The organism is Rhodoferax sp. ZS1R8 (assembly GCF_056521325.1).
Window position 1 is genome coordinate 489085 of record NZ_JBWMBA010000003.1, and the last position, 22580, is coordinate 511664.

A 22580-nucleotide genomic window follows, 5' to 3' on the forward strand; every position below is an offset into this window, starting at 1 on the left:
AAGCGCCGCCGGGCCGCCCCAAGGTGCGAAGGGCCCTCTTGGGGGGGCAGCGTAGTACGCGCAGCGACAAGCGTGTGTGTCATATGGGTCTAGTGGCGCGCGCCAGGCGCGGGTGTGCGGGGCGTGCGCGCGTTGTCGACGGGCTGCGGCACCAGCGTGGCCACAGTCAACGTGTCGTCGCCAAAGTAACGGGCAGCCACGGCCTGCACTTGACGGGCAGTCACCATCCGCAGCCGGGCAATCAGGCGCTCCTCTGCGTCCAGCCCAAAGCCGTGCACCCAGTTTTGCCCCAGCGACTGGGCCTGGTTGAACACGCTGTCGCGCTTGTAGACCTCGCCGGCCTCCCACTGCACCTTGACGCGGCGCAGTTCTGCTTCGCCAACGCCGTCGCGCGCCAAGCGGGCGATTTCGGCGCGCAGCGCACGCTCAACCTGTACCGGCGTCTTGCCCTGGGCCGGCACGCCAGACAGCGTGAACAGCTGCGGGCCGCGGCCGGCCAGACCGTAGTTGGCACTCGCCGTATCGGCTACGTGGTTGCGCGACTGGGTCAGTGCGCGCTCCAGCCGGGCGCCGTCGTAGCCGGACAGCAGCGCCGCCAACACCGACAACGCCAGCGCGTCTTCGTCTGCGCGGCTGCTCTCAGTAACGCCCGGAGCCAGCGCAGCCGGGCTCAGTGTCGGCACCTTGAACGCCAGCGTTACATATGCCTGCTCGGCCGGTGCCTTGAACAGCACGCGGCGCATACCCAGCTGCGCCGGCTCCTCGCGCGGCTTGCGGGGCGGCACGTCGCGTGCAGGGATGCTGCCGTAGGTCTGCTCGGCCCAATCGCGCACCTGCTGCACGTCCACATCGCCCGCCACGACGACGGTAGCGTTGGCCGGCGTGTACCAGCGCTGGTAGAAGGCACGGGCGTCGTCAGCGGTCATGGCATCCAGGTCGCTCATCCAGCCCACGACCGGGCGGCGGTAGGGGTGGGCCAAAAAGATCGCGCCCTCCAGCACCTCGTCTAACCGGGCATGGGGTTCATCCTCGGTGCGCAGGCGTCGCTCTTCCTTGACGACCTCCAGCTCTTTGGCAAACGCGCTTTCACTCCACTGGCTGTTGGCAAAGCGGTCGGCCTCCAGACGCATCATGTCCTGCAACCGGTTGGCCGGTATCTGCTGGTAGAAGCCGGTGTAGTCCTTGCTGGTGAAGGCGTTTTCGCTGCCGCCCAGGGCCGCTACGCGGCGCGAGAATTCGCCCTCGGCGATGGTCGGCGTGCCCTTGAACAGCAGGTGCTCCAGCAGATGGGCCACGCCGGTTGTGCCATCCACCTCGTCCATGGAGCCCACCCGCACCCAGACCATGTTGACGGCGGTGGGTGCGCGGTGGTCGGGCTTGACGATCAGCGCCATGCCATTGCGCAGTGTGAACTGCTGCACACCGGCCACAGATGCTGTATCCGTTGCAAGCGCCGGTACGGTGCAGACCAGGCCCAGCAGCCACAGCAGCGGGGCCAGAACACCGGGTCTTCGCAAGAAACGGGGGGCGGCTGTAGGGCGAACGGCCGGTGGCCGGTGGGATAAACGGATGTGTTTCATAGAATGCTCCATTCTAAGAACCCAGCCCATGTTCAGCTTTTTCAAAAAGAAACCCCCAGTTCCCCCGGTACCGGCCACGCCTGCAGCAGCGGAGCCGGCTGCACCCGCCCCGGCTGCGCCCGCGCCGATTCGCCCCAGCTTCACTCCGCCCGCCGGTGGCGGATCGCTGATCGGCAGTGCGCTGGTCACGCCGATCGACATCCCCGAACCCAGCGCCACGCCACCCGAGCGCCAGAAGTGGGTGGACAAGCTCAAGTCCAGCCTGGGCAAAACGGCGGGTAGCATTTCTACCGTGTTTGGCGGCTCGCTGATCGACGAGGCCCTGTACGAAAAGCTCGAAGACGCATTGCTGATGGCCGATGCCGGCGTGCCCGCCACGCAGTATCTGCTGACGGAGCTGCGCCGCAAGGTTAACGACAGTGGCGTGACCCACCCGGTGGCACTCAAAAACATCCTTGTCGCACTGCTGACCGAGCTGCTGCAACCGCTGCAAAAGCCGCTGGTGATTGGCGAGAACAAGCCCACCGTCATCATGGTGGCGGGTGTCAATGGCGCGGGCAAGACCACGTCCATCGGCAAGCTGACCAAACACTTGTGCGACAGCCAGGCCAGCGTGCTGCTGGCCGCGGCCGACACCTTCCGCGCTGCGGCGCGCGAACAGTTGAGCGTGTGGGCGGACCGTAACCTGGTCGAGATCGTCAGCCAGGAGGGTGGCGACCCCGCAGCAGTGAGTTTTGATGCCGTCAGCGCGGGCAAAGCGCGCGGAAAGGACGTGGTGCTGATCGACACCGCCGGGCGCCTGCCAACGCAGCTGCACCTGATGGAAGAGCTGAAGAAGATCAAACGCGTCATCCAGAAGGCCGACGGCACGGCGCCGCACGAGGTTCTGCTGGTCATCGACGGCAACACCGGCCAGAACGCGCTGACCCAGGTGCGCGCCTTTGACGACGCGCTGAAGCTGACCGGTCTCATCATCACCAAGCTGGACGGCACGGCCAAGGGTGGCGTCATCGCCGCCATCGCGCGCGAACGACCCGTTCCGGTGTATTTCATCGGTGTCGGTGAAAAGCTGGAAGAGCTGGAAACCTTCAACGCGCGGGAATTTGCGCAGGCGCTGTTGGGGTAACACGTTGCCCCCACGGTCGCCCACTGCGTGTGGCTTCCTGCCGCCCAAGGGGGCCACGTTTCACCTTTGGGGCGGCCCGGCGGTGAAACAGCCACCCACACTGGGGCTATCCTTGCGTTCTGACAAAGGAGCCCCGCCATGAAGAAAATCTTGTACAGCTTGGCCGCCTTGGTGATGCTGGCCGTGGCCTACCTGCTGCTGTGGCCGGTACCCATCGCACCGGTCGCCTACAACCTGTCCCGCGCGCCGGGCTATGTCGGGCCCCATGCGGTCAACACCAAGCTGGCCAACCTGCAATTGATCGACCTGCAGGGCGAGGTCGGGCCCGAGCACATCATGGTCGGGCCCGACAACAAGCTCTACACCACGGTGGCCAGCGGCAACATCCTGCGCATGAATCCCAACGGCACGGTCCAGGAGGTGTTTGCCAACACCGGCGGGCGTGTGCTGGGTTTTGACTTCGATGCGCAGGGCAATCTGATCGCCGCAGATGCCGTCAAGGGCCTGCTATCCATCTCGATAGACCGCAAGATCACGTTGCTGACCAACAGCGTCAACGGTGACCCCATACGCTACGCCGACGCCGTGGTCGTTGCCAAGAATGGCCGCATGTATTTCAGCGATGCATCCGGCCGCTTTGCGCCCAAGGACTGGGGCGGCACGTTCGAGGCCAGCGTGCTGGACATCATCGAAGGCGCATCCACCGGCCGCGTGCTGGAATACGACCCGGCAACCCAGAGCACGCGCGTGGTCGCCTATGGCCTGAGCTTTGCCAATGGCTTGGCGCTGAGCGCCGACGAGCAATCGCTGTTTGTCACCGAGACCGGCAAGTTCCGGCTGTGGAAGATTGCCACAAGCGCCAGCGGCCTGAGCGTGGCCAAACCAAGCGCGCAAGCCACCGTACTGCTGGACAACCTGCCGGGCTACCCCGACAACCTGATGCGCGGCCTGGACGGCAAAATCTGGATGGGCTTTGCCAAGCCGCGCAACCCCACGGCCGACAACATGGCCGACAAACCCTGGCTGCGCCGCCTGACGCTGCGCCTGCCGCGTGCCTTGTGGCCCGTACCCAAGTCTTACGGCCACGTGGTCGCGTTTACCGAAGACGGCAAGATCGTCGCCGACCTGCAAGACCCCAGCGGCGCCTATCCCGAGACCACCGCCATCACCGAAACCCCAGACCGCCTCTACGTGCAAAGCTTGCATGCGCACGGACTGGGCTGGCTGCCCAGGCAGCCTTAGGACTGTTCGCCATGCATACACACCATCCCCACACCTCACGCAGAAGCTTCATCGTCACAGCCGCGGCAGCCGGTGTGGTCGCAGCCTCGACCACGGCCTGCCAAAAGGCCAGCGCGGCCGACCGGCAACTGGTGTTTGCATCGTTCAGCGAGGCACAGCGCGAACTGGACCGCCTGGGCAGGGCCGCGGCGCTGGCATCGGCCGCGCAATGGTCGTGGGCGCAGACGCTGACCCACTGTGCACAAAGCATCGAGTTCTCGCTGACCGGCTTTCCACAACCCAAATCGGCACTGTTCCAGAATACAGCGGGTGCCGTGGCCTTTCAGGTGTTTTCGTGGCGCGGGCGCATGAGCCATGATCTGGCCGAGCCTATCCCCGGGGCACCTGCACTGGACACCAGCACTGATGCCACGCTGGCGATGGTGCGGCTGCAGCAGGCCATTGCCGACTTCCGCAAAAGCACGCAGCCGCTGCACCCCCACTTCGCCTACGGCGAGCTGAACAAGCCCTCGTACGAACGTGCCCACGCGATGCACATTGCCAACCATTTGTCCGGTTTCCAAGTCCAAGCCTAGATTATTGGGAGCCCACGTTCCGCCGCAGCGCGGTTCTTTAGTTTTGTAAAGACGTGCCGATAGATACCGTGAGACCTCCATTAAAAAGGCTTAGCGGTATGACAACGTCCCTACTCCAACGGCCGACGCCACAGCTGGAATTGCTGCTGTGGAGCCGCCAACTGCAAAAAGTTCGCTTCGATGAAGTCGCAGCCCTGCGCTTCCTGTCCAACGCGCTGGTGTCCGTGCGGGATGCCAAGACGCCTGCGCTGAGCCCCATTGGCCGCTACCTGATGGCCCATGAAGGTATTTATGCGCTGTGCCTGGGCACGGTGTATCTGCACGGCCTGCTGCCGCGGGAGCGGGAAGGCAGCCGCGCGATGGCGATACAGCTGGCCTTCGAGCTGCTGGACATGACGGTGCAGGACCTGCACCACATCCTGGCGGCTAACCGGCACCTGGAAGAGATCGCCGGCCTGGCCCATGCCAACGTCGGCGAGCGCGACCTGAAAGACCTCGTCACACTGGGTGACCGCGCACTGGACCAGGCCCGCCTGGTCTACCCCGACTGCTTCTACTGAGCCGGCACGGCGCGCACCGCTGCGCGCAGCACCTGCGCACGCGCGGCGGCGTTCATGGACAATGGAGGGTTCTGCAATTGCCACCGAGCCCTCCGCCATGACTGCCACCCCATCGACTCTGCTTCCCCGCATCGAACTCGAATCCGCCCCCAACCCCACGGCCGCCGTCATCTGGATGCATGGCCTGGGCGCCGACGGCAATGACTTCGCCAGCCTGCTGCCGCAGCTGGACCTGCGCGGCTGCCCTCCGATACGCTTCGTGTTTCCCAACGCGCCCAGCATCCCGGTCACACTGAACGGCGGTTATGTGATGCCGGCCTGGTACGACATCTTTGGCCTGAACCTGGTGGACCGCCAGGACAGCGCAGGCATCCAGAAATCCGAGAAAGACATTACCGCATTGATTGACCACGAGGTGGCACGCGGCGTACCCACGGAACGCATCGTGCTGGCCGGCTTCAGCCAGGGCTGTGCGATGGCGCTGCACACGGGCCTGCGCCTGCCACAACGTCTGGCGGGCATCATCGCGCTGTCCGGCTACCTGCCGCTGGCAGACCGCTTTGCCAGCGAGCGCAACGAGGCCAATGCGTCCACACCCGTCTTCATGGCCCACGGCACACAAGACCCGGTCGTGGTGCTGGCCCGCGGCGAAGACTCGCGCAACGCGCTGGCTGCACTGGGCCACCCGGTGCAGTGGCACACCTACCCCATGCCGCACAGCGTGCATCCGCGGGAAGTGGCTGATATCTCTGCCTTCCTCAAACAGGTGCTAGGGGCGTCTGCCAGTGCCCAGTAAGCCGGACCACAGTCTCACGCTGGGCATTGACTTCGGCACCTCGAATTCCGCCGCTGCGCTTGTCGGGGCCGATGGCCAGATCCACACGATCGCCCTGGATGGCGCCCGCGCTGAAATGCCTACAGCGCTGTTCTTTGCCAGCGAGACGCACACCGTGCTGTATGGCTCGGACGCGATGCAGGCTTACCTGGCAGGCACCGAAGGCCGGCTGCTGCGCTCGCTGAAAAGCCTGCTGGGCAGCCGCCTGATGGACGAGTACACGGCCGTCAATGGCCAGAGCATGCGGTTCTTTGACATCGTCGTGCTGTTCTTCAAGGAGCTCAAGCGCCGCTGCGAGGCGCAGGTGGGCCAGCCGCTGACCCGCGCCATGCTGGGCCGCCCGGTGCATTTTGTCGACGACGATGCCGAGCGCGACGCACTGGCGCAGGAGACACTGGGCCGCGCCGCCCGCGAGGCCGGCTTCACCGACATTGCCTTCCAGCTCGAACCGATTGCCGCCGCGCTGGACTACGAGCAGCGCGTGGCGCAAGAGACTACGGCACTGGTGGTCGACATTGGCGGCGGCACATCCGACTTCACGGTGATACGCCTGAACCCGGCACGCAGCCGCATCAGCGACCGCTCATCCGACATCCTGGCCACGACCGGCGTGCACATAGGCGGCACCGACTTTGACCGCATGCTGGACTTATCCACCGTGATGCCACTGCTGGGTTACCGCCACGTGGGCACGGGCGGCCGCCCAGTGCCCAACAGCGTGTTCTTCGACCTGACCACCTGGCACCTTATCCACCAGGCCTACAGCCGCAAAGCGATGCACTTTGCCAAGGAGCTGTGGACCGACTATGCCGACCAGAGCCTGCATGCCCGCCTGATGGATGCGCTGGAGGGCCAGCACGGCCACCGTATGCTGGCCGGGGTGGAGGCCGCCAAGATTGCCTGCTCGATCTCGGGCGAGGACGCGCTGGTCGACCTCGACTTTCTAGGCCACGGCCCCAGCGAACACCTGGGCGCCACCGTCAGCGCCACCGGCATGGCGGATACGCTGCAGCAGGCACTGGCCCAGGTCGTGGAGTGCGCTCAGGCGTGCGTGCAGCGCTCTGGCCTGACCAGCGTGGACGCTGTCTACCTGACCGGCGGCTCCTCCGCGCTGCGCCCTTTAGTGCAGGCCCTGCGCAAAGCAATGCCGGGCGCCACGCTGGTTGAGGGCAACCGTTTTGGCGGCGTGGCGGCGGGACTCGGCTATGCAGGGGCTGCACTCGCAGGCTAAGGGCTCGGTTTAGTTGCTATGCTTGTGATAGCGGCTTACGCTCGTTCCACGAGGGCTGGAGGCCGATTTGGCACCTTGGTCTAGCGCCATGGGCGTTAGCCGACCGCCCTAGCGTCTTAAAGGTGCTACTCAGCCGTAGCGGTACGCTGGCGGTTCTGCTTTCGCCCGCTACTGGCTTGAGACGCCAGACCAAGACCATACCAGCACTCGGGACAGCCGCGGCTGGCACACTCTGCCTCGCAATATGACCTCAATACAACAGTGGCCGGTGAGTTCCGTAGTCCCTGATGCGCGCAAAAACTTACACAAAACTCCGAAGAAACCCTAACAGTGGTATTAAATTGGTATGTTAAGATATTCCCACGTTCAAACAGCACCCTATTCTGGTGCGGCACAGCAAGTCCACAACCGCAATGATTAAGTATTTGTTGGGTGTAGATGGTGGAGGCACCGGTACCCGCGTTCTATTAGCCACCCGAGGAGGTGCCGTCATGGCCCAAGCGAGCGCCGGGCCTTCGGCCCTGGGGCAAGGCGTGACTGCGGCATGGCGCAACATCCTGACAGGCGCAGAGCAGGCGTTTGCGCTGGCCGAGTTGGCGGTACCCGATTGGTCGCAGTGCGCGCTGGGCGCCGGCCTGTCCGGCGTGCACCACCAGCCTTGGTGCGATGAATTTGTCGCCACAAACCCCGGCTTCGCCCGCCTGGCGGTCGAAAACGATGCCTACATCGCGCTCCTGGCCGCCCACAACGGCCAACCTGGTGCCATGGTGGCGGCAGGCACCGGCAGCGTGGGCGAAGCGCTGTACGCCGACGGCACACGCCACCAGGTCAGCGGCTGGGGCTACCCCGTAGGTGACGAGGGCAGCGGCGCCTGGCTGGGTCTGCGCGCCGTGGCCCACGCACAGGAGGTCATGGACGGCCGCCTGCCTGGCGGCGCGCTGGCAGCCAGCATCCACCACAGCTGCGGCAACCACCGTGATTCCCTGCAGGCCTGGTGCGCCACGGCCGGCCAGAACGAATATGCCCAGCTGGCGCCAACGGTATTCGCATCCGCCGCCACTGACCCCGCGGCCGAGGCCCTGCTGGTGGAGGCTGCTGCTGCCATCGAACGCATGGCCGCAGCGCTGGACCCAGAAGCCAAGCTGCCGCTGGCCATCTGCGGCAGTGTGGGCCGCCAACTTTTGCCGCGACTGGCCAGCGCTACCCGCGCGCGCGCCATCGCTTCACCCCAGGACGCCGTACACGGCGCCCTGACGCTTGTCCACCAATCATTGGAAAAGTCACCATGACACCAGGCGAAACCTTGACCTTCGAGCCGGATCCCCGCGACAGCTCACCCATCTACATGCAGCTGGCCCGCCGGCTGGCCCAGTTGATCCGCGAAAGCCACTACAAGCCCGACGAGGCCCTTCCCTCCGAGCGCCTGCTGGCCGAGACGCTGAATGTGTCGCGCGTGACCGCCCGCTCGGCCATCGACCAGTTGGTGTCGCAGGGCATGATCGTGCGCAAGCGCGGCTCGGGTAACTACATCGCGCCTATGCTGGAGCAGCCGTTGTCGCAACTGACCAGCTTTTCCGAGGAACTGCTGCGCCGGGGCTACACGCCATCGTCGCGCTGGCTGGAGCGCAAGATCGACGTGGCTATGACGGACGAACAGCTGTCGCTGGGCCTGTCGCCCGGCGCCAAGGTCGTGCGGCTGGAGCGCCTGCGCCTGGCCGACAACGTCATCATGGCCTACGAGGTCAGCGTGCTGCCACAAACCATCATTGCAGACCCCATGCTGGTCGGCAATTCGCTGTACGAATACCTGGACAGCGTGCAGCAGACACCGGTGCGCGCGCTGCAGCACATCCGCGCATTGAATGCGCAACCGCGCCTAGCTGAGCAGTTGGGCATTCCCGACCGCCAGGCCGTGCTGTTCATCACCCGCATCGGGTACCTGGAATCGGGCCAAGCTGTGGAGTTGACGCACTCTTACTGCCGCAGCGACTACTACGACTTCGTCGCAGAGATGAGGCGCGAACGATGAGGGTGGTTGTCGGCAACATCCTGACGCCGTCCGGCTTTGTGCACGGGTCCATCGCATTCACGGCCGAGGGCCGCATAGCGCACATCCACGGCAAGGCGATCAGCGAAGAGGCGGCACGTGCCTCCGGCGATCCGCTGGTGCTGCCCGGCTTCATCGACCTGCACGTGCATGGCGCCGGTGGACGCGACATCATGGAAGGCGGCGACGCCGCGGTGCGTATCAGCCAGGTCCATGCACAGCATGGCACCACATCCATGCTGGCCACGACGATGACCGCGCCGATGGAAGATCTGGTGTCAGCCATGCAGGCGCTGGGCGGCATTTGTCACACGCGTGCTGTCGGTGGCGCCCGCGTACTGGGTGTGCACCTGGAAGGGCCCTACATCAACGACGGCAAGCTCGGTGCACAGCCCGCCTTTGCACGGCCCGCGCAGACCGACGAGCTGAGCCAGCTCAACGCGTTGGCACCGATACGCGTCATCACGATGGCGCCCGAAGTGCCGGGCAATATGGATTTGATCGAGTCGCTGTGCGATGCCGGCTACCGCGTGCAGATCGGCCACAGCCTGGGCACCTACGATGACGGCGTGCAGGCACTGGCCAATGGTGCACGCAGCTTCACGCATTTGTTCAACGCGATGACCGGCCTGCACCACCGCGAGCCCGGCATGGTGGGCGCAGCGCTGGCCCATGCCCAGTATGCCGAGTTTATCCCCGATCTGATCCATGTGCACCCCGGTGCCATCCGCGTGGCCATCCGCTCCATCCCTTGCCTGTATTGCGTGACCGACTCCACGGCCGCCACCGGCATGCCCGATGGCGAGTACCGCCTGGGCAGCCACCAGGTGTTCAAGTGCCTGGGCGGTGTGCGCCTGGCCGACGGCACGCTGGCCGGCTCCACGCTGACGCTGGACCAGGCGCTGCGCAACCTGGTGGACACGCTAGGCCTGTCGATTCTGGACGCGTCCAAACGCGTCTCCACCCACGCAGCCGACTACCTGGGCGTCGTCGACCGCGGCCGCCTGGCCATGGGCGCGTGGGCCGACGTGGTGGTGCTGGACCGCGACCTGCAACTGCAATCTGTCTACATTGAAGGGAATCCCGTTGAACACATTGATGCTTTCTGAGGCGCGCGAAGCCTCGCAGGCCGTGGCCCACCAGCTGGCCCACAACGACAAGGAATACTTTGACTTTGGGGCCCTGTTGCGCACACAGAATCCGTCCGCCGTGCTGACAGTTGCACGTGGCAGCTCGGACCACGCGGCACACTTTTTGGCGTACCTGGTCATGGCCCGCATGGGGCGCCTGGTCACATCGCTACCCATGTCGCTGATCACGCTGTACCAGTCGCAGATCGCGTGCAAGGGTCTGGTGTCGATGGCTTTTTCGCAATCCGGCCAAAGCCCGGACCTGGTGGCCCCCACCCGTTTCTTCACCGAAGGCGGTGCCGTGACGGCCGCCTTTGTGAACAAGGAAGACTCTCCGCTGGCACAGGCCGCGCGGTGGGTGTTCCCGCTGCATGCCGGCACCGAGGCCAGCGTGGCCGCCACCAAGAGCTATATCGCCCAGCTGGTAGCAGGTGCCCGTGTCGTTGCGGCGTGGCAGGATGATCTGGTGCTGCAATCCGCGTTGTCGGCATTGCCGGGCGTGCTGTCCCGCGCGGCCTACATGGACTGGTCGGTGGCCGTGGAGGTGCTGCAGAACGTGGACCGCCTGTTCGTCATCGGACGCGGCACCGGCATGCCGGTGGCACTTGAAGCCGCGCTGAAGTTCAAGGAAACCTGCGGCATCCAGGCCGAGGCCTTCTCCAGCGCCGAGGTCAAGCACGGCCCCATGGCGCTGATCGAAGAAGGCTACCCGCTCTTGGTGTTTGCGCCGCGTGGCCCGGCACAGGCCGGCCTGCTGGCACTGGCAGAAGAGATGCGCCTGCGCGGCGCCAAGGTGCTACTGGCCGCGCCAGCTGGCACGCCCGGAACCAACCTGCCCATCGTCGAAACCGACTCCATTGACCTGGATCCGATTTCGCTGATCCAGAGCTTCTACCCCATGGTGGAACAGCTGGCGCGCGCCCGCGGCCGCAACCCCGACGAGCCGCGTTTTTTGGCCAAGGTTACGAAAACCCATTGATTGCCGAGCACCCACCCATGCAACACAAACCCCTGCATCCCGGGCAACTGGTGATGGTGGATATCGAGGGCACGTCCCTCGATGCCGATACGGCCGATTTCCTGCGCACCCACCACATCCGTGCGGTGTGCCTGTTCCGCAAGAATCTGGGCGCCGCGGCCGAGGTGCGCAAGCTGACGGCCGACCTGCACGAAGTCATGGGGCCGGTGGCGCTGATAGGCCTGGACCAGGAAGGCGGCTCCGTGATACGCGCCACGTTCCTGCCTCAGGCACCGGCAGCGATGGCGCTGGGCGCCTGCGGTGATCTGGAGCAGGCCCACCATGTGGGCGCCGTCGTGTCGCGTGGCCTGCGCAGCCTGGGCATCAACTGGAATTTCGCGCCGGTGGTGGACGTCAACAACAACCCCGCCAACCCGGTGATTGCCGAGCGCAGCTTCTCGGCCGACCCGATGGCTGTGGCACGCCTGGCGGGTGCGTGGATGGAGGGTGCCATGTCCGAGGGCGTGGCTTGTTGTATCAAGCACTTTCCCGGCCACGGCGATACGCACACCGATTCGCACCACGCGCTGCCCACCGTGGACAAATCCCTGGCCGAGCTGGAGCAGCTGGAGCTGGTGCCGTTCCGTGCGCTGGCCAGTACCGCACCCGCCGTGATGACGGCGCACATCGTCTATCCGCAGATCGACCCCGATCACCCGGCCACGCTGTCCCGCAAGGTGCTGACCGGTGTGCTGCGCGAAGCCATTGGCTATGAAGGCGTCATCATCACCGACGCGCTGATGATGAAGGCCGTGTACGAGCGCTACGGCCATGCCCGCTCATCGGTGCTGACGCTGCAGGCCGGCGCCGACCTGGTGCTGGCGCAGGGCGCGCGGGCCGAGCAACTCGCGGCACTGCAGGCCATTGGCGCAGCATTGCAAAACGGCGCGCTGGACGCCACCGCATTGATGGCAGCGCGCGACCGTGTGGATGGTCTGGCCAGCCGCTTCCCGCTGCACACGGCACCGTATGGCGCAGGACGGGAAGCTGAAGACCTTTTCATCGTGAACCGGGCCTGGGCCCGTGGCTTGACCGCCATTGGCGAGCCGCGCGTGCCCAGCCGCAACCAGCCACTGCGCGTGATTGCCCAGGCATCGGTGGCCAGCGATGGCGTGTCGGAAGCGGGCTTGCCGCTGGAGCAGGTGCAGGCACTGTTCTCGGGATTTACCGACGTGGAATACCTGCCGGTAGCGGCGTTGCGCGATCTGGATGTCGGCACGCTGCCGCGCGACGGGCGCTGCAATGTGCTGGTCTCCAACCACAAAGGGCGTTTCAGGGTGCCCAGCACCGCCGCCGGTGTGGACCTGCACCTGGCGATCTGGAACCCATTCCAGGTCATGGACATACGCGCCCCCGCCGTTGTGACCTGGGGCTACGCCGACGGAGCCATGGTGGCACTCAAGGCCTGGCTGCAGGGCGAGGCCACCGCGCCCGGTTTCGCGCCCGTGGAACTGGCGCACGCCTGAACCCGCCTCATTCAACGACTGACAGGATTCCCCATGACCACTGCCACTACCGCCCCTGCGCGATCGCCCATCACCTGGGTGGCTAGCCTGTACTTTGTGCAGGGCATGCAATTTTTTGTCGTCATGCTGATTGCCGGCCTGATGTTCAAGAACATGGGCGTAGCCAATGACCAGATCGCGCGCTGGACTGGCCTGTTGGGGCTGGCCTGGGCCTTCAAGCCGCTGTGGAGCCCCTTCCTGGAGATGGCGCGCAGCAAGAAGCTGATCGTCGTGGCCATGCAATTCACCGGTGCTGCGGGGCTGGCGCTGATGGCGATGGCACTGCAACTGCCAATGTACTTCGCGGCCAGCATTGCGGTGTTTTTTGTACTGGCCTACGCCTCAGCCACGCACGACATTGCCTGCGACGGCCTGTACATGGCCAGCTTGAGCGACAAGCAGCAGGCGGCCTATGCGGGCTGGCAGGGCGCATTTTTCAACGCGTCCAAATTTCTGACGTTGGGCGGCCTACTGGTGCTAGCGGGTCATCTCGAAACCCGGTTCGGGGTGTTCAACGCCTGGTCGGCGATCTTTGTGTTGCTGGCAATGGTATTGGCCGTGCTGGCCAGCTACAACGCATGGGCCCTGCCCGGCACGCTGAATACCGAACACAGCGACCTGAATGCGGCCAGCGTTCTGCGCACCTTACTGGAAGTGGTCAGAGACTTTTTGCAGAAGCCCGGCATCTGGCTGGCCGTCCTGTTCATCGTGCTGTTCCGTTTTGCGGAAGGCCAGGTTCAGACCATTGGCCCACTGTTCCTGATCGAGGCGCGCGACAAGGGCGGCCTGGGCCTATCCACCGAGCAGGTGGGCGGCATCTATGGCACGGTGGGCACGGCGGCCTTCCTGGTCGGCAGCATCCTGGGCGGCTACTTCACGTCGTGGCTGAACCTGCGCCGCGCCATGCCGGTGCTGATCGTGGCGATGGCTGTTCCGAATGCCGTTTTCTACTACCTGGCCAGCACACTGCCCAGCGACATCGTGCACATTGGCGCTGCGGTGGCCATTGAGATGTTTGGCTATGGCTTCGGCTTTGTCGGCATGATCCTATTCATCATGCAGGCCGTGGCGCCCGGGCGCTTCCAGACCGCCCACTACGCGCTGGGCTCGGGCGTCATGCAACTGGGCTTCATCATCTCCAAAACCATCAGCGGCGACATCCAGATCCGCATGGGCTATGAGCACTTTTTCCTGTGGACGATTGCCTGCGGCGTGCCGGCCTTGCTACTGATGTTCTTTGTCAAATTTCCGGGGCCTGCGGAGCCCGCTTTATAGGTCTCGCCATGCCTGCCAAACACTTTGTGATCGCCGCCGTGCTAGCGGCCGCGATGGGCTTCAGCCCTGCGTTTGCTGAGCATCTTCACGGTTTGTTTTTTGACGACTTCAGCCAACCCAACCTGCAAGCACTGGTTGCAAACGGCTGGAAGCTGCGCCATGCAGCGGGCCACCCGGGAATACCCGGAGCCCATTGGGGCCCGGCGACCATCGCCCTGGTGCCCGACCCGGCGATCCCCGGCAACCAGTTGCTGCGCTTGCGCGCCAGCACCGACGGCACGCCCGAGGGCACGGCCCAGGCGCAGATCTGCCAGGCCCGCAAATATTTCGAGGGCACGTACGCGGCCCGCATTCGCTTCTCCGACGAGCCTGTGCTGGGCGAGGATGGCGATGTCGTGGTCCAAAGTTTTTATGCCGTCAGCCCGTTGAAGCACGACTTCGACCCCGAGTTCAGCGAGGTGGACTGGGAATACTTGCCCAACGGCGGCTGGGGCGACCCTGTGACGCGGCTGTATGGCATCACCTGGCAAACAGTTCGCATCGAACCCTGGCAGGCCCACAACCAGGCCCACCAGGAGAAGCGCTCGGTGTCCGGCTGGCATACGCTGATCTTGCAGATCAAGGACGGTAAGACGCGCCACTACCTCGACGGGGCGCTACTGGCCGAACACGGCGGACGCAATTACCCGGTAGTACCCATGTCCATCAATTTCAACCAATGGTTTTCGCCTGGTGGTCTTTTACCGGTATCAAATATCGCGCGTGTGTACGAGCAGGATGTCGACTGGGTGCTGCATGCCAAGGACCAGCTGCTGACACCGGCCCAGGTGGACGCGCAGGTGCAGAGTTTACGGACCAATGCCCATTTTTCCATTGACGATGTGCCAGCCATGACGCCGCCATTAGCCAGTACCTGCGACTTCTGAAAGCCGCTCACCCCGGGTTTTCACTGAGTTGATTTACAGCAATTTTGCTTGCAAACCGTTAAAATTGGTAGCATAGTGGCATCTTGTCATCTGGATGTCATGTGGATCGATCCCCACATGCAAAACGAAGCCAGTTGCGCATTGCTATCAATTTGTTCCTGAGCGATGGGGGCTGCTTGAATCGGGGCGACCGCAGTCTGTTTAGTGGGCAGGGCTCATTTCCCTGCCCACTTTTTTTGCCCGCAACGATCTGTAAAAAACCCGACTCCATGCCCGTCACGTCACCACCCACACCCTTCAATACCAGCGTGCGCGCTTTGGCGATGGGCGCCCTGTGCTTGGGCCTGATGGCTTGCGCTAGCACCGCTGACACCGCGCCGCATTCCCGATTCGTCTACAGCCCGTACAAGCACCTGGCTATGGCGCTGGAGCCACAGCTGCCAGTTGCAGCGACCCAGGTGACCGGGACGCGGCAGGTCGTCGCCACAGCACCGCGCACCACACTGCTGCCCGGCGCCAACGCGCTGACGCTGGCGTTTGCCTCCGGCGAATGCGGACAGGAGCACTGGGGCACGCTGGCGGGCCAAGCCGTGGCCGACGCAAATATCGCCGCACTGCAGCGGGCCGGCCTGCCCTACATCATCTCCACCGGCGGAGAGGGCAACATGTTTACCTGCAGCAGCGATACCGGCATGGAGCAGTTTGTTGCCCGCTATGCGTCGCCCCAGCTGGTGGGCTTGGACTTTGATATCGAAGCCGGACAGACGCCCGACATGGTGCGCAGCCTGCTCCTGCGTATCAAGACTGCACAACTGCGCCGCCCCCACTTGCGCCTGAGTTTTACGGTAGCCACGCTGGCCGCCAGCGATGACGGACAGGGCAGCATCAACGCGCAGGGCCAGAGCGTGCTGGCCGCCATACGCGAGGCAAAGCTGGACAACTACTTCATCAATCTGATGGTCATGGACTACGGCCCGGCTACGCCTGCCAACTGCGTGGTACGCAATGGCCGCTGCGACATGGCGGCATCGGCCACCCAGGCCGTACGTAACCTGCACGCCCGCCATGGCGTGCCGCTGGCCCAGATCGAGGTGACGGCCATGCTGGGCATCAACGATGTCGGGGACAACGTGTTTACGCCCGAAGATGCCACCGCCCTCGCCCACTGGGTGCGGCAGCAGAACTTGGGCGGCCTGCACTTCTGGTCGCTGGACCGCGATACCCCGTGCCCAAATGGTGCCACCGCCGTGTCACCCAACTGCAGCAGCCTGAATGCGCATGGCGCACTGGCTTTCTCACGGGCCTTTGCCGAAGGCCTGCGCTAAGCTTGGGTATGCCAACGCAATCCCGTATTCACCCCCTTATCCATGCAGGCCACGAATGCCTGCAGCTCACCACCCGCCATGGGACTGCCATCGTGGCTCTGCAAGGAGCCCAGGTCCTGTCGTGGCAACCCACAGCGCAGCGCGACGTGTTCTGGTTGTCGCCCCTGTCGCGTCCGGCACCTGCAGCGATACGCGGCGGTGTCCCGGTGTGCTGGCCGTGGTTTGGCAAGCAAGGCATACCCGATGGCGCCATGCAGCACGGACCGGTGCGCAACCGGCCGTGGGAGGTTGTCAGCATTCAAGCCGACACCCATGACTTTGTTAGCCTGACCCTTGCACCGTGCAAAGCTGCCACGCAGCATGACCCGTTGGCGCTGTTTGCACCCGGACTTACGGTGAGCCTGCAGATCGACTTGGGCGAAACCCTCGTACAAACGCTCGCGACGGGCAACCACAGGGGTCAACCGTTTGCGTTGACCCAGGCGCTGCACAGCTATTTTGCGGTAAGCGATGTGACACAAGTACAGGTCGCAGAACTGGCGGATCTGCCCTACGACGACAAATTGACGGGTGCCACGCAGCAGCAACATACGGGTCCGTTCATTCTGGACCGTGCCTGCGACCGGGTCTACCAGCAGACCACCGCTACCACCACCAACGCCCCCACCCACCACTACACGCTGGAGGACCGCACCTGGCAGCGCCACATCCACATCACGACGCACGGCAGCCAGTCGCTTGTGGTGTGGAACCCGGGCGTTGATCAAGCGCGCGACATGGCCGACGTGCCCGAGGCGCAGTGGCATAGTTTCCTGTGCCTCGAAGCCGCGAACGCGGGCGCGGATGTGGTGATGCTGGCGACAGGGGCACAGCACAAGCTGGTCCAGGCTTTGTCGGTTTCGCATTGCTAGGACTGTCACCCCACAGGATCGAATCGCCATGAAAGACCCGTTTGCGATAAGCATGCCGCCAGACATCCGATCGGTGGCAATAGGAGAACACCAGGCGATCATCATGGACGATTTTCTGGTAAATCCCCACCACATGCTGGAGCTTGCCAGCCGCAGCCAATTTGCTCCCTACCCCAATCTTGAGAGTCGCAAAGGCTACCCCGGCATCCGGGCAGAGGCACCTGCAGACTATTCGCAAAGCATTGCCGATCTGCTGGTTCCGCTAATACAGACGAATTTTGGGGTGTCGCAAGAGTTGCCGATGCGCAAAAGCATGTGCGCATTCTCCCTGACCACCTTGGCCCCTTCGGAGCTGGGGCCCTTGCAACGCACGCCCCACTTTGACGCCAGCACGCCGAACCACATGGCCATCCTGCTGTACCTTTGCGATGGGCAACATGGCGGTACCGGCTTCTACCGGCACAACGCGACAGGGCTGCAGCAAATTACGGAGGGAACCCGCGAGCACTACTTGGATACGTACTATGCAGAAATCAATGCAACACGTCCGCCACAACGGTATTTCGACAGTTCCGACACACAGTTCACGTTGCTGGGGATGATCCCCACCAAATTCAACCGTATGGTCATCTACCGCGGCAGCCTTCTACATTCAGCCTGTATCAACCCGTCGCTTAGCCTTAGCACCGACCCCCGCGCCGGCCGCTTGACGGTCAATTCCTTTTACGATTTCTAGGGCACAAGGCAGACCGGGACTTCAGGCTCGTCCGGCATGGCCCGCCTGAGAAGGCAATGATCGTGCATACGCCGCCAGAAACGTATCCAACCACTCCCTGTGCCCCAGTAGCTGCTGCGATAGTGCACGTCCGGCCTGCTGCGTGTTTTGTACTTCCTGCCGGAAATAGGCCTCCTCATAGGGCGTCATGCGTTTGGCCCTGGTCTGGAATTTCATACCGTAGAGCACGTATAGATAGTTGTCGACATCAAACAGATCGAAGCGACTGAAGAAATCGGATTTTTTGGGTGGAATGACTTTCCAGCGGGTGAGCCGTTCCGTCAGCACATCCGAACACTTGGCCTCCCCCGTCACTGCACGCCAGAAATCAGAATCCCGTCGGTCTGAGATGCAGTAGTGCATTTGCACAAAGTCCATGACCCGCTCCCAGGTGTAGGACACGACCTTGTTGCAATAGTCCGCCGCCACCGAAAGAGTGTCTTTGTCGACCGAAAAGTTGCGCGCAAACAGTTCGGCGGAAAAATCGGTCACAAAAATGGAGGTGGCCTCCAGTGGCTCCACAAAGCCCTGGGCCAGGCCCAGCGCCACTGCGTTTTTGCACCAGAATTTTTCACGGTAGCCCATACGCATGGGGATTTTGCGTGGGCTCAACTTTTCGGCATCGCATTGCAGGTGGTTTGCCAGCCCCTGTAGGGCTGCCGATTCGTTCATATGCGCACTGGAATAGACGAAGCCCACGCCACGGCGGTTGGTCAGGGGGATGTCCCACAGCCATCCGCAGCTGTGCGCCTTGGCCAAGGTGTAGGGCGGGATTTCGCCGCGCCCTTCGGTGGGAATTTGAACCGCGATGGCGGTGTCGGTCAGGAGTTGGGACGACTTGTCGATGAAAGGCACACCCAGGATTTTCCCGAGTATGAGGGAGTGAAAACCGGAGCAATCGACATAGAAGTCAAACGCCAGATGCTCGCCTTCTTTGCTGATCAGGTAGTCCACATCACCATCGGCGTTCAGCCGGGCATCCACAATCGTGGCGGACTTGTGCAATACCTTCAAATTGTTTCTGGCGTTGTTGGCCAGCAGCTGGCCAAACTTCACGGCGTTGAAGTGGTAGGCGTAGTTGGTGGCCCCTTCAAACGGTGCGGACGATACGCGCTTGGGCGAGCGCATCGCGTCGGACAACGTGGGCGCATCGGTCACATCGGAGAACGCCATGTGTTGGGGATTGTTCAGGTACAAAGCCGTCGCGTCGACACCACCCGGATAGGGGGATGCAAAGGGGTGGTAGTACGCGTTGTCCGGGTTGCTGGCCGACGGTTGCATCCAGTCCACAAACTTGATGCCGTTTTTGAACGTGGTGTCGCACTGGGCTAGCAACTCTGCCTCGGAGATACCGAACTTCATCAGCGACTTCTTAAGGTGGGGGACCGTGCCTTCGCCCACGCCGATGATGCCGATTTCGGGTGACTCAATCACCGTGATGCGTATGTCCGGTTCGGCCCGGAGTTCCACCGCCAGGTGGTTGGCGGCCAGCCAGCCAGCCGTGCCGCCGCCGATGATGGCTATGTTCTTTACTTTCATACTATTCCAACTTTCTATCTGCATCGAGACCAAAAAAAGCCCGGCACGAGCCGGGCTTTTCGATAGGTTCACACGATTAGAACTTGGCGCTCAGGCTGACCTTGTAGGTGGTTTCACCCATGAAAGACCATGCTGGGTAGCCATCGGCCAGGGACTGGCGTGTAGCGTTCTTGGCGCTGGCTGCACCGTACTGGATGTCATTGGCCTTCAACAGGTTGGTGGCCTCAAATGCCAGCTTCAATTTGTCGGTGATGTTCCAGCCCAGGCTCAGGTCCAGCGTACCGTAGGCATCGTGGAAACGGTTGCCGTAGTAGCCGGTTTCACGCAGCATGTACTCGGAGCGCCAGTTGTATGCCAGACGTGCAGAGTAGATCTTGTCTTCCCAGTAGCCCACCAGATTGGCATTGTGCTTGGAAGACATCGTGAAGATGTTCAACTGGTCGGAGTAGCTGGCACCCGGTGCCGTTGCATCGGCAAAGGTGTAGTTGGCAACCACGCCGAAGCCATTGTCAAAACCATGGTTGACCTGCAGCTCGATGCCGTTGATCTTGCCGCCGCCGGCATTGATGAAGCGGTTCACAGTCCAGTTGTCCAGGCCAGTGTCGGGGCTGACCGCACCGATTTTCTGGTTAGGCGTCGTGGTGGATGTGATGAAGTTGTCGATGGTCTTGTGGAACAAGTTCGCCGACACCAGGTTGCCCTTGCCGTAGTAGTACTCCACACCCAGATCGAACTGCGTCGACTTCATGGGCTTGAGGCCCACGCTGCCCAAGGTCACCGACTCATTGTTCTTCACCGTGTCGTTGAAACCGGCCTGGGTTGCAAGGAACATGTTGTCGAAGTTAGGCCGCGTGATGGCCTGGGCTGCTGCAAAGCGCAGATTGGTGCTCTTGTCCAGGGCGTACACGACGTTCAGGCTTGGCAGTGTGTCGTTGTAGCTGGAGCTCTGTGTGGTCTTGGCGGTTCCCCAGCCAGCGTTCTGGCCAATGTCGCCTGGAGCGACCGCAGTGCCGTCCAGCTTGTAGCCTTCACCGGTCACGTCGGTGCTGATGTAGCGCAGACCAAAGTTGCCGCGCAGCGGGCCCCTCTCGAATTCAAACATGCCGTACACGGCTGTGTTGTTTTCGTTGATCTCGCCGTACCCGCCGCGTTCGGTCACAAAACCGGTGATGTTGCGGGTGGTGTTGGCCAGCATGGCGTCCACATTTGGCTTGGGAGAATCCCAGCCATTGGTTCCCATTGCTACTGTGCCGCTGTACAGGCTGGAAGTTGGCACGGGTACTACGGTGCCAAACAACGCGCGTTCTGTATTCTTGGTGAACGTGTGCTTGGACGAACGCACACCGGTCTTGAAGGCGGTCAGTGCACCCCAGTCGACCTCAACGGTCAAATCTGCTTGTGCAAAATCTTCCTTGTCGGTGTTGGGTCCGCGGGTAGAAGCCCAGGTTTCAGGGCTCGCAGTCGCGGGGAGGTTAGCCATCGTGATGGCCTGGCTGGAAGTCGGGTTGATCGAGATTTCCTTGCCGGTTGCATTGATGTTACCGGTCCACTTGGGCAATGCGCCGCCGTAGTAACCGTAGTTGGTGGTCAACGATGTACCGCCATCTGCCTTGGTTGTTCCAGCCACGCCTGCGAGCTTGAAGCCTTCGCCTTTGTACGCGGCGTTGAATGCAACACTGTCTGATGTCATCTTGGCTGCACGGGCCCAGGTTTGGTAGAACGCGTCTTTGGAGTTTCCGGCTGTTGTGTTACTGATCACGCACAGCCCTGCTGCGTTAACTTGTGTGCAATTGGGCGCTTCGTTGCCCTGGAAGATGTAGTGTGTGGAATTGGAGTTGTTGGCATCCAGTTGCAACTTCATCAAATTCAAGCCCAGTTCCAGCGATGCGCTGGGTTTGGCTTGCAGGTTGACATTCAGTGCCTGGCGCTTGCGGTCCTGCACAAATGTCGTGGGGCCCACGTCAGCAGACCAGCGGCCATCGGCCTCGACGCCGCGGCGGATGTACTCACCATTTTCAACCGCCGCCGCCACCAACACGCCAAATGTCTTTTCGTCATTCTTCCAGCTGAACAGGCCCGAAATGTCCTTGTTCAACTCGGTGCTGACCGTGCCCTTGCCGACCTTGGCGCTCACAAACGCGGTACCTGCTGGCATATCCAGCGGTTTGCGTGTTTTGACGATCACGGTGCCGCCAATGCCGCCTTCGGTGATGTCGGCTTGGGTGGATTTGTAGACCTCCATGCCGCCAATCAACTCGGATGGCAGCAAGGAGTAGTTGAACGAACGGTCAATTGCCTGTTGGTCATACCAGCCGGTAGAAGCAACTGTTTGGCCGTTCAATGTGGTGTAGGTCATTTGCGGGTCAGAGCCGCGCACGGAGACCGATGCACCCTGGCCGAACGCACGGCCCACGGACACGCCCGGAATGCGACCCAGTGCCTCGCCCACATCGGTATCTGGCAGCTTGCCCACGTCTTCGGCAGACACAGCGTCCACGATGGACGTAGCGTTGCGTTTGATGGTGACCGCTGTTTGCAGTGACGCACGGATACCTGTCACGGTGACTGCGTTCATTTCAGTTGGGGCTGCGGTCTGTTGGGCGTGGCCTGTGGCCATGGCACCCATGAGAACAACTGCGACCGCCGAGGCTATGGGGGTACGAGTTAGCTTCATGATTTCCTTTTAGGGTGGTGGTTGGGTTTAATCGTTTATTTGGCGATACCAATCAATTGGCGGCATTTACTACTCAAATACCAATTAACTAATATGAATGCCACTATGCTACCACTTAGGTTCAATGTCTACGGTGTTTACCCGATTGTTGCTTTTTATACTCAACAATTGGCAAAAAATGGTGGTTTTCCCATACCAGTGGACGATACAGTTCACGCAAAACCTCGGGTTTACACCAATAGAATACGGTCAGCTGAGCGTTGCAAGGGGCCTGCCCGGTTCCTACGGATGGGCGGCGTCCACTCA

General features: G+C 62.7%; 19 protein-coding genes. 16 read left to right on the forward strand and 3 right to left on the reverse strand.

Annotated elements, in window-relative coordinates; translation table 11 throughout:
- Positions 1-89: 89 nt before the first annotated feature.
- Positions 90-1580, reverse strand: a complete 1491-nt coding sequence (locus AC097P_RS13220) for a M16 family metallopeptidase (protein WP_479610878.1) — start codon at positions 1578-1580, stop codon at positions 90-92.
- 28 nt (positions 1581-1608) lie between these two features.
- Here AC097P_RS13220 and ftsY point away from each other — a divergent pair, with 28 nt between their 5' ends.
- The 16 genes from ftsY to AC097P_RS13300 all read left to right on the forward strand — a co-directional run bounded on the left by ftsY (position 1609) and on the right by AC097P_RS13300 (position 18022).
- On the forward strand, positions 1609-2706 hold the full coding sequence (gene ftsY / locus AC097P_RS13225) for a signal recognition particle-docking protein FtsY (protein WP_479610879.1): 1098 nt from the start codon (positions 1609-1611) through the stop codon (positions 2704-2706).
- Between the two features lie 138 nt (positions 2707-2844).
- A complete protein-coding gene (locus AC097P_RS13230; protein ID WP_479610880.1) occupies positions 2845-3948 on the forward strand; it encodes an SMP-30/gluconolactonase/LRE family protein in 1104 nt (367 codons plus the stop codon).
- 11 nt (positions 3949-3959) lie between these two features.
- Entirely contained in the window at positions 3960-4523 is a 564-nt protein-coding gene (locus AC097P_RS13235; protein ID WP_479610881.1) for a DUF1569 domain-containing protein, read from the forward strand.
- Between the two features lie 98 nt (positions 4524-4621).
- A complete protein-coding gene (locus AC097P_RS13240) occupies positions 4622-5083 on the forward strand; it encodes a hypothetical protein (RefSeq protein WP_479610882.1) in 462 nt (153 codons plus the stop codon).
- 97 nt (positions 5084-5180) lie between these two features.
- Positions 5181-5879, forward strand: a complete 699-nt coding sequence (locus AC097P_RS13245; protein ID WP_479610883.1) for an alpha/beta hydrolase — start codon at positions 5181-5183, stop codon at positions 5877-5879.
- Positions 5869-7149: an Hsp70 family protein gene (locus tag AC097P_RS13250; RefSeq protein ID WP_479610884.1), complete on the forward strand. Its 1281-nt coding sequence runs from the start codon at positions 5869-5871 to the stop codon at positions 7147-7149. Before AC097P_RS13245 ends, AC097P_RS13250 begins: the two co-directional genes overlap by 11 nt.
- Before the next feature lie 413 nt (positions 7150-7562).
- Complete coding sequence (locus AC097P_RS13255) at positions 7563-8438, forward strand: glucosamine kinase nucleotide-binding domain-containing protein (protein ID WP_479610885.1); 876 nt, start codon at positions 7563-7565, stop codon at positions 8436-8438.
- On the forward strand, positions 8435-9178 hold the full coding sequence (locus tag AC097P_RS13260) for a GntR family transcriptional regulator (protein WP_479610886.1): 744 nt from the start codon (positions 8435-8437) through the stop codon (positions 9176-9178). The genes AC097P_RS13255 and AC097P_RS13260 overlap by 4 nt, the downstream gene beginning before the upstream one ends.
- Complete coding sequence (gene nagA, locus AC097P_RS13265) at positions 9175-10305, forward strand: N-acetylglucosamine-6-phosphate deacetylase (protein WP_479610887.1); 1131 nt, start codon at positions 9175-9177, stop codon at positions 10303-10305. Before AC097P_RS13260 ends, nagA begins: the two co-directional genes overlap by 4 nt.
- The gene (locus AC097P_RS13270) at positions 10295-11305 is read left to right on the forward strand and encodes an SIS domain-containing protein (protein WP_479611073.1); all 1011 of its coding nucleotides are present in this window, start codon (positions 10295-10297) and stop codon (positions 11303-11305) included. The genes nagA and AC097P_RS13270 overlap by 11 nt, the downstream gene beginning before the upstream one ends.
- A 17-nt stretch (positions 11306-11322) precedes the next feature.
- The gene (nagZ, locus tag AC097P_RS13275) at positions 11323-12810 is read left to right on the forward strand and encodes a beta-N-acetylhexosaminidase (protein ID WP_479610888.1); all 1488 of its coding nucleotides are present in this window, start codon (positions 11323-11325) and stop codon (positions 12808-12810) included.
- Positions 12811-12843: 33 nt separating this feature from the next.
- Positions 12844-14124, forward strand: coding sequence for an MFS transporter (locus AC097P_RS13280; protein ID WP_479610889.1), 1281 nt, complete (start codon positions 12844-12846; stop codon positions 14122-14124).
- A gap of 8 nt (positions 14125-14132) precedes the next feature.
- On the forward strand, positions 14133-15050 hold the full coding sequence (locus AC097P_RS13285; protein ID WP_479610890.1) for a glycoside hydrolase family 16 protein: 918 nt from the start codon (positions 14133-14135) through the stop codon (positions 15048-15050).
- A 269-nt stretch (positions 15051-15319) separates the two neighbouring features.
- On the forward strand, positions 15320-16375 hold the full coding sequence (locus AC097P_RS13290) for a glycoside hydrolase family 18 protein (protein WP_479610891.1): 1056 nt from the start codon (positions 15320-15322) through the stop codon (positions 16373-16375).
- An 8-nt stretch (positions 16376-16383) separates the two neighbouring features.
- The gene (locus tag AC097P_RS13295; protein ID WP_479610892.1) at positions 16384-17286 is read left to right on the forward strand and encodes a D-hexose-6-phosphate mutarotase; all 903 of its coding nucleotides are present in this window, start codon (positions 16384-16386) and stop codon (positions 17284-17286) included.
- A gap of 28 nt (positions 17287-17314) precedes the next feature.
- Positions 17315-18022: a DUF6445 family protein gene (locus AC097P_RS13300; RefSeq protein ID WP_479610893.1), complete on the forward strand. Its 708-nt coding sequence runs from the start codon at positions 17315-17317 to the stop codon at positions 18020-18022.
- A gap of 21 nt (positions 18023-18043) precedes the next feature.
- Here the strand turns inward: AC097P_RS13300 and AC097P_RS13305 are convergent, their stop codons facing one another.
- Both AC097P_RS13305 and AC097P_RS13310 read right to left on the reverse strand, forming a co-directional pair.
- Positions 18044-19600 (reverse strand): tryptophan halogenase family protein, encoded by a 1557-nt coding sequence (locus AC097P_RS13305; protein WP_479610894.1) that lies wholly within the window; start codon positions 19598-19600, stop codon positions 18044-18046.
- Positions 19601-19676: 76 nt separating this feature from the next.
- The gene (locus tag AC097P_RS13310; protein ID WP_479610895.1) at positions 19677-22274 is read right to left on the reverse strand and encodes a TonB-dependent receptor; all 2598 of its coding nucleotides are present in this window, start codon (positions 22272-22274) and stop codon (positions 19677-19679) included.
- Between the last annotated feature and the right edge of the window lie 306 nt (positions 22275-22580).